The following is a 16,814-nucleotide window of genomic DNA, read 5'->3' on the forward strand; positions in this document are numbered from 1 at the left end:
GAATATTTTACAGGTTTTTATTTATACTTAAAGGAGCAATTTTAAATCTCTTTCACCATAGTTAAAATTAAGCGGTATTCTTCTTTTATTGTCGGATAATCCAAATAGTTTTTATCAGTTTGAATAAACCCATTTTTTTCATAAAAATATTTGGCCATACTGTTTTCCATAACTTTAAGGCACAATACAGAACAGTCTTGTTTTTTAGAGAAAGAAAATATAAAATCCATAACAATTTTTCCAATTCCTTTACCGGCAGAACCTTTTAGAAGATACAATTTATCTATTTCAATGCAATTTTGTGCAGGATAAGCAGCTAATGAACTGTTTTTTAGTTTAAAAAAACCTATTAATTTGTCCGCATCGTAAACTAAGAAGTAAAAAATATCAGATTGGGAAAGTTCCTTCTTAAAACTTTCTTTTTTGTAAAATTCATCAAGATACCATTTTCCTTTATCTGACCAAAGATATTGATAGGTACCGTTATAGGTTTGAATTGCAATTTTATGTAATAAATCAAGCTGATCCTCTTGGCATTTTTTTATAGTAATCAATTGTTTTATTTAATTTGGGGAGGTTAATAAAGAACGTAAATTTAAGTTATTATTACTTATTTAGTACAATATTGATTTACTATGTTATGAATAAAATCGCTCCATTCAATTACCATAATAAGCGATCGAATAGAGCGATTTTATTTCTTTAATAGTATATCGAGGCTATTTTTGAATTTATTTACGTACAGATTTAAAAGATGCTCTTAATTCTTTTGTAAAAGTTTCAGGTTGTTCCCAGGCTGCAAAATGCCCACCTTTTTGTAATGTATTGAAGTAAAGAAGATTTGGATACGCTTTTTCTGCCCATGAACGTGGTGTAGAATAAATTTCATCCGGATAAACGCTCACAGCTACAGGAATCTTAACATTTTTAGGAGCAAAGAATGCCAGTTTATTTTCCCAATACAAACGAGATGATGATACAGCAGTATTGGTTAACCAGTAAAGCGTTATGTTATCAAGAATATCATCTTTTGTTAAACCTTCTTTTTTTCCTGCAAATGTACGTGAGATAAGTTCTAAGCTTCTTGCATCGTGATCTAAAATCCATGAGGCTAAACCAATTGGTGAATCTTCAATAGCATATAATGTTTGTGGACGATTTCCCATTTCCTGGGCATAAGCCAGACCATGTTTGTAAAAGAATGAAAGTTGTCCGTAAGCCTTTTTTTCATCAGTTGAAAGATTTGCAGGTTCAGGAGCACCGGTAAAAGCAGCTGCATCAATTGCTGGCGGAACAGCTCCGGCCATATTGGTATGTATGGCAATAAGTTCAGGAGCAGCTTGTACGCCCATCATATCAGTAATAAGCGCGCCCCAATCGCCACCTTGAGCTACAAATTTAGTGTAGCCAAGACGTTTCATCAATGTTACCCAGGTTTTTCCGATACGTTCAGGACCCCATCCTAATTCAGTTGGTTTGCCTGAAAATCCATATCCGGGAATCGAAGGAATAATAACATCAAATGCATCTTCGGCTTTTCCTCCATAAGCAGTAGGATCTGTTAATGGACCAATAATTTTAAGTTGTTCGATAATAGAACCAGGCCATCCGTGAGTAATGATAATCGGTAATGCATTTTTATGTTTAGATTTTACCTGAATAAAATGAATATCAACCCCATCAATAGTGGTGATGAAATTAGGGTACGAATTAATTTTAGTTTCTATTTTGCGCCAGTCATAATCGTTTTCCCAATATTTAGCAAGTGCCTGAATAGTGGTTTGAGGAACTCCTTGCGTATTATCAATAACAAGTTCTTTTTCAGGCCATTTTGTGTTTTGAATTCGGTGTTTCAAATCATCAAGCTGGGCTTGTGTAGCATGATATTGAAAAGGACGAATGGATTCTGAAGTATTATTTGCCGCTTGTTTTTTCTGAGCAAAACCAGCTGTTATCATGAAAATAAGTGCTATGGCAATTATAATACCGGAAAATTTCCCGTTATGTTGTTTAATTGTTTTCATTATTTTAATATTTAATTTTGTGATTATTTTAATTTCCTGCAACAAAGGTATTTTGATAGTACAGGGCGCACAATCAGAATATAGGTTAAACAGGCGAAGCAGGTATTGAACCAGACAATTTGAAACCTGAAATGTTATCTGTTTTAATATTGATCTATATTTTATTTTCTACTGATTTCTCTCAGGTCAATTGATACCAACAAAGGTTCAGGAAACAACGGCGTATTATCTTCTTGTCTGATATAGACATTTCTTTTAGTTGCTATTTTAATTCCCTGTACGTCGATATAATCAGATAAATAATGTGCTGCAGTGGCACCTCCGGCAATATCTACATTGTAATCATGTCTTTTAATAAGGCCGTTTTTATCAATATAAAAAGTTTGAACGGGACTATGTGTAGCCACCTGCTCAGGAAAAGTTACCTGTAGTCTATGAAATACTTCTCCATTTTCTTCCCAAGGGGCTAATTCTTCTACTTTATAACCAGCATCTCCAAAATTGAAAGGAGCATTAAAATAAGTCCACATAGCATATCCTGTAAAATAAGCAAGCTGAAGTTGGCTCCAAGGTGTTTCCGTAGTATATCCGGCAAACGAATCACGAGGATTTGAGAGTTCCTCAATAATTTCTCCTTTACTGTTTTTAATGGCAACATGTTGAGAAGTAAATGCTGTATGCCAGTCTTTATTGAGGAAGGGGCGATGTGAAGTAAATTGTTTGTTTGTGTGAGAAGTGACATAAATATCATCAACTGATCCCGGATGTCCGACCATTGACCAAAGTACGCCATCGCAAATAAGTCTTGCTGAGACAGTTTCGAATTTGTTGAAGTTTTCTAAGCCGCCATGGGCATTTATCGTAAAATCTAATAAATTTTTCATCGTGTTTAATTTTAAATTATGATTGTTCTAAATTTCTGTGGCAAAGGTATTTTGACAGTACAGCCAGTACAATCAGAATTTAGGTTAAACAGATGAAGTGGAGATTGAACCAGACAATTCGTAACCTGAATTGTTTTGTCCTGAATAAATTATAATACTATAGAATCAGTTATATTGATGGTAAAAGAAAAGCGCAAAGCTTTTATCATGCAGATCAGGAAAACCTTTTAAAGATATTTAGGTTTATAGTATAAAGATATTCTATTCTGTTTAAATAAGATATTGGTATTCAGTTTATTAGTTGTTTAAGTTGCGATATATTTGAAAGCGGTAACATAACAGGGTAATACAATAAAAACAGTGAAAAATAATAACAAGAAAATACATTTATAAAGTTCAGAAAGGCTTTGTTTTTGAATCTGTTTTTTTAAACCTCAATTTTAGTATATAAAAAAACCTGTAAATTACTAGTTTACAGGTTTCTTATGAATTATGTTATAAATCAGTTTCCTTTCAATAAATTGATACTTACTGTTGCAATATCAGCGTCTGGAAATCGTCTGAAAATGGCTGGATCCGGAAATAATCCGGCTTCTGCGGCAACACTATTAAAAACATCTGTTTCGATAATATATTGATCAGAAAAACCATGAGTTGCATCATAAGCCGTTGCGGGAGTTTTTCCTAAATTATTGGCTGTAAGTTTTGGATTTACAGTATGCAATTCAATCAAAAGCAAACCAAATTTAGAAACATAAGGTGACCATTTCTGCAAATGTTCCAACAGGTTATCTTCTACCAAATTGTTGCTGATTCTTTTTCCTCTATAAGCAAATGCTCCTGTAGATTTACTGATTCTATTTTTGTCGATATGTTTCGGATTTTCCCAAATTCGATTGTGATCCAAAAAGGTTCTCACATTAAGCAAATCCTTCAAATCGATATTATAATTTTCTTTTAAATCATCCGAAAGCACATTTGGGTTTCCAATATCTCCCCAAATTACCTTTGCCCAAATATCTGCTTTTATGAGGTTGGCTCTGGTTACTTTCAAAGCAGTTTGATTATAATCTGCCCCAACCAGAAACAAAGGATATTCATTGAGCATTTTTCCTCTTAATGTCTGCCTGTCAATTACTTCAAAAATATGCTGCAAAAAAGCGCCATTACCACAACCCATATCTAAGATACCTTTTGGCTGTTCTTCAATTGGCAGGTTAAAAAGCTTAACAAGAATTTCATCAACAACTTTAAAATAAGTGTCGTGAGCACCTCCGCTTCCCCATACATTCATTTCGCGATCAACATGAATTTCGTTTTCACCATCGGCAATCATTCTTAAAACAGCCGGATCACCAAAAATCAGATCTTCAATTTTGGCAAATGTTGGCAAATATGAAACCGTAACTCCATAAGCGCTGGCTCTTTTTGCATAAAAGAGTCCAACTTCGGTAAATTGATAATTGCCGTTTTTTTCCAGAAACCATCCAAGATGAACAAAGAAATCTAATATTTTTTTAAAGTTTTCAGGAGATTTATGAAACTCTTCGGGTCTGAAAGAAGTCTCCATAAAATATTTGTGAAACATTCCGTTCATTGCCAAACGCACTACAGTTGGTCCAATTAAATAACCTTCTATATGTTTTAGAATCTGATCCTGAATACTATTGGTCAGATTATCTTCGGACTTTTCAATTCCGTAGTTTTTTTTATATTTTTCAAAAATAAGGTTGAGTTTTTCAAACGGCGCATCTTCAAATATACGTGGATGAAATTGTGTAGAAAACTTAAGTAAATCAACAACATCTTCATAAAGATGAAACAATGAAAACGCTGTTTCTGTTTTTTCATTTACTGAGATTACAATTTCCTGCGAACCGTTATCGACTTCATAATCTAAAAAGCCCTGAGAAGCCAAAATTCTCAAGCCCACATTCAGATAGCCTTCATTTGCTTTAAAAGCAGTTGTAAGCTCCGCTAATTGTATCTGCTTTTTGTTTAAGATAAACTCTAAAACTCCATTGTTCTTGAGTGCTATTGCAACTGGGGCAACCGCTAAGCCGTCGAGATGTCTAAAAATTGAACTTCGGAGTTGTGATTTATCTGTCATAGTAAAATAATCATGGTTTATTCAAAAATAGTGATTTTTAAACTAAAGTCCTACAAATTACATTTTGTAAACTATAAATTTTCCTGTAAGTAAAAACGTGGAGCGGGTGTAAAAAAGGATTAATAAAAAAGCTCAAAACCAATTGATTTTGAGCTTTTTTATGACTTGATTTTACCAATACTTTATTCTAGAAATTGATCGAAATATAAAAACATTTTGAAAAAAAATATTAAACTGACAATAAGAAAAATAAAAGAAAAAATTAGATAAAATTTATTTTTAAAAATTTTAAGAGATGCAAAAAACGTGCATCCAAAAATAAGAATCGTGAGAGCATATAATGTTTTCAGGAATGCTACAACATCACCATCAATTACTATAAGATTTTCATCATGAATAGTGTATGGATCAATAAAATAGCTCAAAATAAGAAGCAAAAGACCAATAAAAAATAATATTCGGATTATGATTTTCATAGTATTAACTAACGGTTGTAATTATAGTAAAAAATATAAATTATGCGTTTTTTGAGATTATTATCTAATCACAATTTGGCTTATTAGTAGCAAAAGCTTTTCCGGAACTATCCAGCCAAATTCTTAATTCTGTAGATCCCTCATCTCCACTGCCCACGTGCGTTATTTTATAGATGCTGTTAGGATAAAATATCCGGGTTTCTGTGTATTTATAAATTGTAGTAATAGAATCTAACCTTAAGGATGCAGGAGCATATTTTGAATATAAATCAATGATACAATCATTTTCTTTACGATTCGTACTGTCGCATTCGATTATAATTCTCCTTAACGGCCTATCATTACAGCTAATTATGGACTGTTTATGAATATCAAAATAAATATCTGTTGATCGACAAGAAACGAATAAAAAAAGGGTCAAAAAGAAAGTTATCTGAAACGTCAGAGTAATCAATTTTTTCATGTTTTTTGTTTTTGTATTCATTCGCAAAATCATTTATTTTTTACTTATAAGTATAAAATATTAGCACAATATAAAATATATATTCAAATTGAAACTTTATTTTAGCCTAAAAAAAATGAAAAAAATATTTAAGATATTGATTTTTTTAGTTGTGGTAAGTTGTGCCAGGAATCAAGATCAAAAGAAAGGAAGTGTTCCTCAAAAAATAAATAATGATGATGAATTAAGTAAATATGATATAGTTGAAGAAAAAGAAACTAAGGATACGATAAAAAATTATTGGAGTATAGATCTTGATACCATAAAAAGCTCTGAAATAGTAAAAAATGATAGTAAAGATTTTGCTTTAAATATATTTAATTATAGTCTTAACGATAGTTCTATTGTAAAAAGCGTTGATGAAGATTCATATCATATTAATTTTGATATTTACCATGATCGAATATCTGAGATTGTTATTAGAGAAGGAAATAAAAAGAGCATCAAAAAAATTGACAAAGCTAGTTTTAAGATTAAAAATAAAGAGTTTAATCAATATTCAGTTATAAAATATACAAAGTTCATAAGTCACAAAAATGGAGAATTATTTTTCATATCTACTTTAAATATTCCCGATACTGATTGGGTTGAGGAAATTAAATTTTCAATACAAAAAGATAATCCTGAAAAAATTAAATTATTCGAAAAGAAATGATTTATGAATAAGAGTTAATAAAAAAATCCTGTAAACAATGTCTACAGGATTTTTTTGTGGAGTCGCCGGGTATTGAGCTAGTTATATTTTATTTGGTTGTTGATAAGTGATTTTAAGTAAAAAAGCACTGTTTTACTGGAATTGTTATATTTGTTAATATTGAGTTTTTATAACTAATTATAACATTATTGTCAACTAAATTGTCAACTGAATGAAATGCACTTTCAATCTTAAAGAACCTAAAAGCGAAAAGGAAACATTGATTCTATTTTCATGCTATTTCAAAAATGAAAACAGAAAATTTGTTTTTTCGACTGGAGAAAAAATCCTTCCTGAAAATTGGGATTTTGAAAACAGATTCCCATTTGTAAGTGGTAAAAAGAAATCAAAGTTTGTTCAAAGTATAAAACTTCAGTTGAACCGTTATTCAGATTTGTTTCTAGAAACAGAAAGTTTATATAAAAGAATAAATGAATCCTTTACCTCAAAGAATTTGAAAAAGGTTTTTGAGGAGGAGTTTAAAAAAGCTCCTGCAGGGAAAAATGTATTCTTTGATGCGTATGATCAATTTCGAGAAGAAAAAGAAAAAGGTAAAGAATGGTCACAAGCAACAATTAAGCGGTATAAAAACATCAAGAACATTCTTGAAAACTTCGAAAAAGCTAGAAAATTTAAATTAACATTCAGTAAGATTGATGAAGTTTTCCATAGAGAATTTACTTCTTATTGTATGGATGATCTGAAGCATATAAATAATACTTATGCTAGAAATTTGGGTCTTTTTAAAACTTTTATGTTTTGGGCGAAGAAAAATAAATTTACTTACAATGATACTTTTATAGAGTTTAAAAAAGTTGAGAGAGTAATTACGAATCAAATTGCATTAACTATCGAGGATTTAAATAAATTGATGCAACATGAATTTAAGAGTGTAAAACATGAAAAAGTTCGTGATGTCTTTGTATTTGCATGCGTTACAGGCATGCGTTTTGGGGAACTTTCTTTAGTGAAAAGAAGCACTGTAACTAACGATTTTATCCTATTAAAAGAGGATAAAGACGAAACAAAAGAAACTAGAGAAATACCTTTAACTAGTATTTCGAGATATATTTTAACCAAATATGATTATAAGCTTCCATTAATAGCAAATCAAAAACAAAATAAGTATATAAAAGAAGTTTTTGAAGTAATGGAATACAACAATAAGGTACAAAAAGTAACAACCAAAGGGAAAGAAAACATTAAGGAAGAAATGTTTTTTTATGACCGAATAAGTACACATACCGCAAGAAGAACTTTCATAACTATGATGAAAAGACAAGGCAAAAGCGACAAATTGATTGCATCAATAACGGGGCATAATGATATGAAGACTTTGAATCAGTATTATCAAATAAGTGAGCCTGAGAAAAAGGAAGCAATGGATCAAGTTTTTGATATTGAAATACCACTTAAAATAGTTGGAGAGAACTAGTTTACGATATTATGAAAAAACACCCAATCTTATATCTACAAGGATTTAAAGAACAATTTGACGAGACATTTATATTTGTTCGATCATTAGCAGAAAACAAGCAATTTAGCTTCTTTATATTGAGTTTTGCATTGTTTTTCGCTTCATTCTTTTTCATATATCTAGGATTTACTGATAAATCGAATTCACTTCAAATATTCTATTTTACTGTTGGTGTCTTACTGTTTTTCTTTGCACTAATATTTATTGTGATTGCTTATTCAGATAAATTTCCAGAATTAAATACAGGAAAAGTTTTGAATACAACAGTTAGGAATATTAATGCTAATGAAGAATCAAATGTTTTTGATGTTGAATTTCTTGAAAAACTTTTCACTGTTATTGAAAAACATAGTATATATGGCAAACATAAAGAACGATTTGGTTTGCAAGGTTATAGATTTAAAAGTAAAACACAATTAGCAGTTTTGCTAAACTTGATAATGTTTGATTCACATAGTAAAAAGTTTTCGAATGTAAATCAAAAGGTTTTTTTAAAAAGTTTTAAAGAACATTTTAAAAAGCATTATTGCTTAAATGATCAACAATTTAAAGAAGAAATAGATTTTTCCGATGCATATTTTTCTTCAAATATTAAAATAAATTTATTCAAATTTGATAAAATGAACATTAGAAAGATTATTGGATTGAACAATCAATCTGAATATTTTGAATTGTATAATGAATTTTCAAAGATTCTTATAGCTGAAAATATTTCATAATTAATAAGTATCTGCTTTATCTAACTTTATTACACTTTATTAAGTAAATCAAGGGGTAAGGAGCTATAACATTGCTCGAAATTTAAATCGACAACGTTATGATGCAAAATCCATTTGAAACAATTCAATCTGAATTGAAGGAGCTAAAAGGTTTAGTTACTCAACTTTTATCTAAGCCTGAAAAAGACTTATCTAATAATATTTATACTATCAAAGAAGCTGCAGAACTTTTGCATGTGGATAGTCAGACTATTAGAAACCATATTGAAAGAGGTAATATAAAAGCTTCTTTCATTGGAAGAAGAATTTTAATTAATCATGAGGAGTTATTCGATTCTCTTAATGAAGTTAAATCCTTAAAATATAAAAGACAAGCATAGAAAGTGCAATTTCTATGTTTGTCTTTTTTTATTAATCTATTGTATATGGCAAATATACAATTAAATCTCTATTGTATAAATGAACGACCAATATGTTAGAGTAGGAACGAGCTACTATAAAAAATCGTTGTACCCCACACTTTTTGGAGATCCTATTGAGATTTTAGTCCCGTGGAGTCCAGAATTAATTCGTCAAGATCACGGAAAAAATTTTCTTTCTAATATTGAAAAATATGATGGCTTTGTTTGCATTCCTGAACATCGCTCAAATCATTATAAAAAGAGAGTTCAGGACTATTACAATATCTACCATGCTATAAGTAAAGAGCCAAAAGAGGGAACTATAACAAATACCTTAAAATTTATATCTCACATATTTGGCGATCAAGCAGAAATGGGATTGGATTACATTCAGCTTTTATATTTAAAACCGGCTCAAATACTGCCTATTCTTTGTGTGGTAAGTAAACAAAGATCGACAGGTAAAACGACTTTGCTAAAATGGTTAAAAGAGTTGTTTGAATACAATATGACATTTCTAACAAACAATGACTTTACATCACAATTTAATAGCGATTGGACAAATCGTTTAGTTATAGCAATTGATGAAGTGCTTTTTAAGACAGATGAGTTAACAGAAAGGATAAAGTATTTGTCTACTACAAATACATATAAAACGGAGGCAAAAGGAAAGGATAAAAAAGAAGGTTACTTCTTTGGCAAATTTATTTTGGCTTCAAATAATGAGACTTCATTTATAAAGATAGATTCTGAAGAAATTAGATTTTGGGTGCGTAAACTTCACCCATTTGAAAATGAAGATGTAAATCTTTTGAATAAGCTAATAGCTGAAATTCCAGCTTTTCTTCATTTTTTATCTACTCGCAAATTGTCTACTGATAATAAGTCAAGAATGTGGTTTACTCCGCAACAGATACATACAAAGGCTCTACAGAATTTAATTAAGCATAACAGTAGCAAAAATGAAATAGTCGTAGCAAATGTCCTAATTAATATAATGGATAGCGTTGATTTAGATGAAGTTCAATTTTGTTTTTCTGATCTACTTAATTTTTTAAATAAGTACAAAATAAAATACGATGCTTCAGAAATTAAAAAGATAATTAAGCAAAACTGGAAGTTAAAACAACAATCTAATTCAAATCAATATCAGAAAATCACTGTAACTAATGATTTAGATTTCTATCAGAACCTAGCAAAAGGAAGATATTATTCAATTTCAAGAAAATTTTTAGAACAAAATTTTGATGAATTGATGACAAGATAGTTTAATGCTTTATTTTTTAGTGATTTAACATGTCATCATTTTGTCATCAAAAATAAAAGTGATGAATAATAAAGATGAGAGTCAAAATAAAATTGATGAATTGATGACTATTTGATGATTCAATAATTACTGTGTTTAAAAGGACTTGAATAGATTTGTCATCAATTCATCAGTTTTAGAGACATTTTTACTTCTCTTGTAAAAAGCTTAAATAAGTAGATAAAAGTTGCACCTTTTTTCCCTTTGGTTCATTGTATAAAGTCAAAAGTAAACCAAAGGGAAATAAAAACTTTTTTTAATGTAGGTTAATCAGCAAGGTGTGTTATGATACGTATAAAAACTTAAAATCGAAGATTAGAAGTTTCTACGTTTCACAACTTTCTTGCCCTTTGGGAAGTAAATACTCCAAAGTCGTATTTTAACTTAAAAACAATTTATTGAGTACCATTCTAAAATTATGAGTAGACCAAAAAAAGATTTAAAGAAGATATTTAGAAAAGAAATTCTTTTTACTGAAAATGAATTTGAGAAATTGAATTTGTTGCTTACAGATTCAGATTACCAAAATATGAATGAAATGATTAGAGATGTTTTATTAAATAAACAATATCGTGTTGTTTCATTCGATACAGAATCTATTGTTAAGCAATCAATTTTGATAGAACAAGTTAGAAGAATTGGTAACAACTTCAATCAACTAATTAAGAGTTTTCATCAAAAAAAACTTGACAATTTTTCGCAAGAAGAGAGAAAACTTTTAATGAAGAATATTCTTGAAATAAAGGAAGTGTATATAAAAATTGAAGAATCTGCAAGAGAACATAATTCAAGGCCAGTTTATGAGAATACAATCAAATAATTATATACAGTAAAAGTTGTTTATTATGCATTATTACTTGAATCATAGCTTTTTTGTAATCTCATAAAATGGTCTGCATTACCTCCATAACTAGAAGCAATGTTAATTGCAATTTCAGAAGAAATAGGGATGAGCTCTTTAAATAAGTTTTCAACAGCTTGAGGAGCTATTTTTATAGCTTCTGCAATTTGTTCAATAGATAAATTGCGACCATCAATTAATTCCTTACGAAGAATTTTTCCAGGATGAACAGCTTTCATTTTTCGGTTTAAATCAGTCATATCTATTTTAAGTTTTTTAAGGACAAATCTAAAAGATTTTATTAGATTTATATTTCCAAAATTACGATTATTATCTCTTATTAACATAATTCATTTATTTAGTAATTAATCAATTAGTGAATTTATAAATTAATAAATATAAAAGTATAATTGTATGTTTTTTATTTAAATCAATTCATTAATCTATTTAAATCTTTACTATGTACACATATAAAATTCTAATGGAGCAACATTCTAATACAGAACTATTCAAAGAAATTATTCATTTTATGGATATTTCATTTCCTGAATGGAAGACTAATAAAGGATTGGGAACAACCGCTACAGAATTTATATCCGATTGTATAGATTTTTTAAGCCAATGCAATTTAGAGAAACGAAATGATCAGTTGAATATACAATCTTTAACTCAAATATACTTAAGTGTAGCTGAAGATTATGAACGTTATAAGATGCAATATCAATCTATATTTTTAGAAAATACTTTAGAAAAGTTTGAAGTTGAATTTGAGAAAGAACTCGAAGATGAATATCTGACAGATTTTAGGTATAATGATTTGTATGATACTTTTTTAAATCAGGAACTGGAAAAAGTTATATATGATTTTAAAATACAGTAAACTTTACTTAAAATATATGAAAAACATTTTAATTAAAGTTTATTATGACTATAAAATCCTGCTTTTGCGGGATTTTTTATTAATTAAAGTTATATAACTCATTATATTTTGAAAGCTTAATATGGTTTTAAAGCCGGCAGATTAAAAATCACAGAAAATATTGATGTATATATAATTTGCACTCATATTTTAAACGAAAAAAATTGACGCATTCAAAATCTTAACTATATTTGCCATATATTGGCAAGTGTAATTTTAGCAAGTACTAATTATGGCAACATTTGGAGAGTTTTTGAGAGGAGAGAGAAATAAGAAAGGTTTGAACCAGAGTGAATTTGGACAACCTTTCGGTATTATAATGACAGAGATTTCTAAAATAGAAACAGGAAAGAAGAAATTTCCATTTGCGAGCCTTGAAGCACTTGCTGAATTTTTAGGCAAAGATTACTTAGAGCTAAAAAACTTATATGTTGCTGACAAGTTGGTTGAAGAAGCTCATAAATACAACTGTTCTGATGCTGTTTTTGCTGTCGCAGAGAACCAATCAAAATATTTGAAAAATAAGAATGTTAAACAAGGGGAACTAAAATTCTAATAACTATGGATAATAAGAAACTCATACTCTCATTAGGATTTACACCTAAAGAAAATACCGTTGGAATTTTTCAAAAAAAATATTCGAACTTAAATAATTATACTATTGAAATTGATTTTGAAAAAGAAATTATCAATTTTGGAAATAAAATAAAAGGAGAAAGTAAAACCACTCAAAATTTCTCTCAAGCTGAAAACTGGGTTGTTGTAGAATGTGTTAACAGATTACTGGATAAGGGGTATCAGCCTCAGAATATAACTTTAGAAAAAACTTGGAAAACTGGACACGGTACAAGTGGAAGATTAGATATTTTGATTTCTAAAGAAGATAATTCTGCCTATTTAATGATTGAATGCAAGACTTGGGGAACCGAGTTTGAAAAAGAACTTAAAAATTTAGAAAAAAACGGAGGACAACTATTTACTTATTTTCAGCAAGACAAAAATGCTGATGTTCTAATGCTATATGCTTCAAAATTAGACGGTAAAAAGGTTGAATATAAAAATACAATTGTAAAAATTGAAGAGGATTATCGTCAAGCGGGAAATGTAAAAGATTTCTTTGAGCGTTGGAATAAATTACCAAAGACAAATGGCGTTTTTGATACTTGGGTATCACCTTATGAATTTCAAAGTAAGGCATTAACCAAAAATGATTTAAAAGTATTAAGACAAGAAGATAGTAGTTTTATTTTCAATCGTTTCTTGGAAATATTGAGACATAATGTAGTTTCTGATAAGCCTAACGCTTTCAATAAAATATTTACACTTTTCCTGTGTAAAATTGTTGATGAAAATAGAAATGCAAGTGATCAATTGCATTTTCAATGGCTTGAAGGAGAAGATGATCATGTTTCATTTCAAAAAAGACTAACTGATCTCTATAATAGAGGAATGCTTGAGCTTTTAGAAAAGAAGGTTACAGATGTAAGTGACAGCGAATTTGATAAGCAATTTTTACAAGTTGAATCTCAGTACAAAGATAAATTCAAAGAAATTTTAACAGAAATACGTCTTAAAAAGAACAATGAATTTGCCATTAAGGAAGTATATGATGATGCTTCTTTTGAGGAAAATGCAAAGGTGGTAAAAGAAGTAGTGGAATTACTTCAAGTGTATCAAATACGCTATAATTATCGACAACAGTTCTTAAGTGACTTTTTTGAATTGCTTTTGACGACAGGATTAAAACAAGAATCTGGACAGTTTTTTACACCAGTTCCTATTGCTCGATTTATAATTAAAAGTTTGCCATTTCAAGAAATTACAACACAAAAAATTGAGGTTGGAAATAAAAATGACTTGCTACCTACTATAATTGATTATGCTGCAGGGAGCGGTCATTTTATTACAGAATCAATGGAAGTAGTTCAAAAGCATATTGATATTTTGGACGAAAGTAAATTTAACCCAACAACTCAAAGAGCAATAAAAAAATGGAAAGAAGACCAGTTTGATTGGGCGGAGTCTTATGTTTATGGTATAGAAAAAGATTATCGTCTTGTAAAAACAGCTAAAGTAAGTTGTTATTTGCATGGTGACGGTTTGGCAAAGGTCATTCACGGTGATGGTTTGGGCGATTTTGGAACTTCAACAGAATTTAAGGATTTGTTGAAAGAAACTGACAAAAGCTATCCACAAGACAACAAACAATTTGATGTGATTATTTCAAACCCTCCTTACTCTGTTTCGGCTTTCAAAGGATTGATGGATGAAGAAAAATCTAAGCTTGCATTTGATTTATACAGCAGATTAACAGACCAAAGTTCTGAAATAGAATGTTTATTTATTGAACGTACGAAGCAATTATTGAAAGATGGAGGGGTTGCAGGTATCATTTTGCCAAGTAGTATTTTGAGTAATACAGGTATTTATACCCAAACAAGAGAAATTCTTTTGAAGTATTTTGAAATTTTAGGTATTGCTGAATTAGGGTCTAATACTTTTATGGCAACTGGAACTAATACTGTTACATTGTTTTTAAGACGAAGAAATAATGCGGATTCTTATAATGTTGAAGAAGCTATTAAAAAGTGTTTTGTGAATTTGCAAGATATTACTATAAACGGCATTGAAAAACCGCTTAATAAATATGTTGCTCATGTTTGGGGTACTATTTCCTTTGACGATTATAAAACACTTTTGCAGAAATCACCTAACAAAAATATCGTACAACATGAGATTTATAAAGAGTATATCAAAAAAATAAAAGCAAAAGATAAAGAAGGACTTTGGAATAATATTCTAACCATTGAACAAGATAAATTACTTTATTTTATTTTAGCTTATCCTCAAAAATTGGTGTTAGTAAAAACAGGTGAAAAGAACGAAGAAAAACGTTTTTTGGGATATGAATTTAGTAATCGCAGAGGAAGTGAAGGAATACACGCTATACAGCGAAGCAAAAGTATAGACGATTGTACCCAACTTTATGATGCAGAGAGCTTCACTAATCCTGACAAGGCAAGCACTTATATTTATAAAGCATTTTTGGGAGAGTTTGATCTAGACATTTCAGAAAACTTACAACAAAATCTTAGCTACCACAATTTAGTGGATATGTTCACTTTTGACCGTGTAGACTTTGAAAAAAACATTTCACTTTCTGCTAAAAAAAAAGTAAAATTTGATGATGTTTGGAATACATCTGATTTAGTTTTTTTAAGCGAAATAACTGACATTCAAAAAGGAAGAACAATTACGGAAGCGAAAACTGTTAAAGGTAATGTTCCTGTAATTGCCGGAGGACAAAGTCCTGCATACTTTCATAATGAATCAAATAGAGATGGAAACATTATAACTGTTAGTGCTTCGGGGGCTTATGCAGGTTTTGTAAACTACTTTGAAACGCCAATTTTTGCTTCTGACTGCAACACCATCAAATCAAAGGACGAAAAAATTATCTCTACAAAATTGATTTTTAATTTTTTGAAATCAATTCAAATGGAAGTATATAAATTACAAAGAGGACAAGCACAACCTCACGTTTATGCGGATGATTTATCGAAAATAAAAATCCCTCTCCCACCAATAAGTATACAGAAAAAAATAGTTGCTGAAATTGAGGTCTTGGAAATGCAAAAGCATAAAGTGGTTGATGAGGTTGAAAATCTACGGACAGAAATTCAAAGTAATTTTAAAAATATTAGAGGTCAACTAAAACGTTTGGATGAGGTTTGCGATTTGAAAGCGGGGAATTTTGTAAAAGTAGGTGATATAGATAAAACATTTAGTTCAGAACTTTACCCTTGTTATGGAGGAAATGGGCTTAGAGGTTATACTAAAACATATACTAATGATGGGAAATTTTCTTTAGTAGGACGACAAGGTGCTTTATGTGGGAATGTTCATCTAGTTTCAGGGAAATTTCATGCTACAGAACATGCATTAGTTGCTTATCCTAAAGAAGGAGTAGATCTTATTTGGTTACACTATCAATTAGTATTTATGAATTTAAATCAGCATGCAACAGGAACTGCTCAACCAGGGCTTTCTGTTATGAATTTAAATCCTATAGAAATTCCTTTACCTACAATTGAAGAACAAAAAAAGATAGTTTTGGAAATTGAAGATATAGAGAGTAAAATATTAGTATTGGAAAAACAAATAGCCGATATTCCAAAAAAGAGAGAAGTCATTTTAAAAAAGTATTTGCAGTAAATTTATAAAGGAGAGGTGTCTAATTTAGGATTAAGGAAAATAAATTTATTAAAAAAGATGTTTCTATATATTGAATTTAACTTAGGAAGCTTGCTAATTTAGCAGGCTTTTTTTTATTTTAGATATGTTCAGTGCTAAAAAAAAGTTGTCAGCAACTAAAAAATGTAGCTGTAAAAACCAGTGATATTGATCATCTGATTCCAATTTAAATTGACCACCAAGTTTTGGTTTAAATTGACCACCTAA

The 16,814-nt window shown here is 29.7% G+C and carries 14 protein-coding genes; 9 read left to right on the plus strand and 5 right to left on the minus strand.

Features of this window, described 5'->3' with window-relative positions; genetic code table 11:
- Window positions 1–41 precede the first annotated feature (41 nt).
- From GKZ86_RS22555 to GKZ86_RS22570, 4 genes are all read right to left on the minus strand, one after another.
- Entirely contained in the window at window positions 42–554 is a 513-nt protein-coding gene (locus GKZ86_RS22555; protein WP_154785301.1) for a GNAT family N-acetyltransferase, read from the minus strand.
- Window positions 555–731: 177 nt separating this feature from the next.
- Entirely contained in the window at window positions 732–2,024 is a 1,293-nt protein-coding gene (locus GKZ86_RS22560; RefSeq protein WP_154785302.1) for an epoxide hydrolase family protein, read from the minus strand.
- A gap of 161 nt (window positions 2,025–2,185) precedes the next feature.
- Window positions 2,186–2,908, minus strand: coding sequence for a hypothetical protein (locus GKZ86_RS22565; RefSeq protein WP_154785303.1), 723 nt, complete (start codon window positions 2,906–2,908; stop codon window positions 2,186–2,188).
- A gap of 502 nt (window positions 2,909–3,410) precedes the next feature.
- A complete protein-coding gene (locus GKZ86_RS22570; protein WP_154785304.1) occupies window positions 3,411–5,018 on the minus strand; it encodes a class I SAM-dependent methyltransferase in 1,608 nt (535 codons plus the stop codon).
- 1,054 nt (window positions 5,019–6,072) lie between these two features.
- Between GKZ86_RS22570 and GKZ86_RS22575 the strand changes: the two genes are divergently transcribed.
- From GKZ86_RS22575 to GKZ86_RS22600, 6 genes are all read left to right on the plus strand, one after another.
- Entirely contained in the window at window positions 6,073–6,651 is a 579-nt protein-coding gene (locus GKZ86_RS22575) for a hypothetical protein (RefSeq protein ID WP_154785305.1), read from the plus strand.
- A 259-nt stretch (window positions 6,652–6,910) separates the two neighbouring features.
- Complete coding sequence (locus GKZ86_RS22580; protein ID WP_228526594.1) at window positions 6,911–8,125, plus strand: tyrosine-type recombinase/integrase; 1,215 nt, start codon at window positions 6,911–6,913, stop codon at window positions 8,123–8,125.
- Between the two features lie 11 nt (window positions 8,126–8,136).
- Complete coding sequence (locus tag GKZ86_RS22585; protein WP_154785307.1) at window positions 8,137–8,886, plus strand: hypothetical protein; 750 nt, start codon at window positions 8,137–8,139, stop codon at window positions 8,884–8,886.
- A 98-nt stretch (window positions 8,887–8,984) separates the two neighbouring features.
- Entirely contained in the window at window positions 8,985–9,266 is a 282-nt protein-coding gene (locus tag GKZ86_RS22590; protein ID WP_154785308.1) for a helix-turn-helix domain-containing protein, read from the plus strand.
- 79 nt (window positions 9,267–9,345) lie between these two features.
- The gene (locus GKZ86_RS22595) at window positions 9,346–10,554 is read left to right on the plus strand and encodes a primase-helicase family protein (RefSeq protein WP_154785309.1); all 1,209 of its coding nucleotides are present in this window, start codon (window positions 9,346–9,348) and stop codon (window positions 10,552–10,554) included.
- Window positions 10,555–11,011: 457 nt separating this feature from the next.
- The gene (locus tag GKZ86_RS22600) at window positions 11,012–11,413 is read left to right on the plus strand and encodes a hypothetical protein (protein WP_154785310.1); all 402 of its coding nucleotides are present in this window, start codon (window positions 11,012–11,014) and stop codon (window positions 11,411–11,413) included.
- Between the two features lie 23 nt (window positions 11,414–11,436).
- Here GKZ86_RS22600 and GKZ86_RS22605 read toward each other — a convergent pair whose 3' ends face one another.
- Window positions 11,437–11,781 (minus strand): HigA family addiction module antitoxin, encoded by a 345-nt coding sequence (locus GKZ86_RS22605; protein ID WP_154785311.1) that lies wholly within the window; start codon window positions 11,779–11,781, stop codon window positions 11,437–11,439.
- A gap of 113 nt (window positions 11,782–11,894) precedes the next feature.
- Between GKZ86_RS22605 and GKZ86_RS22610 the strand changes: the two genes are divergently transcribed.
- The 3 genes from GKZ86_RS22610 (at window position 11,895) to GKZ86_RS22620 (ending at window position 16,568) form a co-directional block, all read left to right on the plus strand.
- Window positions 11,895–12,314: a hypothetical protein gene (locus GKZ86_RS22610; protein WP_154785312.1), complete on the plus strand. Its 420-nt coding sequence runs from the start codon at window positions 11,895–11,897 to the stop codon at window positions 12,312–12,314.
- Between the two features lie 271 nt (window positions 12,315–12,585).
- A complete protein-coding gene (locus tag GKZ86_RS22615; RefSeq protein ID WP_154785313.1) occupies window positions 12,586–12,909 on the plus strand; it encodes a helix-turn-helix domain-containing protein in 324 nt (107 codons plus the stop codon).
- A 5-nt stretch (window positions 12,910–12,914) separates the two neighbouring features.
- Window positions 12,915–16,568, plus strand: coding sequence for a restriction endonuclease subunit S (locus GKZ86_RS22620; RefSeq protein ID WP_154785314.1), 3,654 nt, complete (start codon window positions 12,915–12,917; stop codon window positions 16,566–16,568).
- Window positions 16,569–16,814: the final 246 nt, after the last annotated feature.

Source organism: Flavobacterium sp. LC2016-13, from assembly GCF_009707955.1.
Taxonomy (GTDB): domain Bacteria; phylum Bacteroidota; class Bacteroidia; order Flavobacteriales; family Flavobacteriaceae; genus Flavobacterium.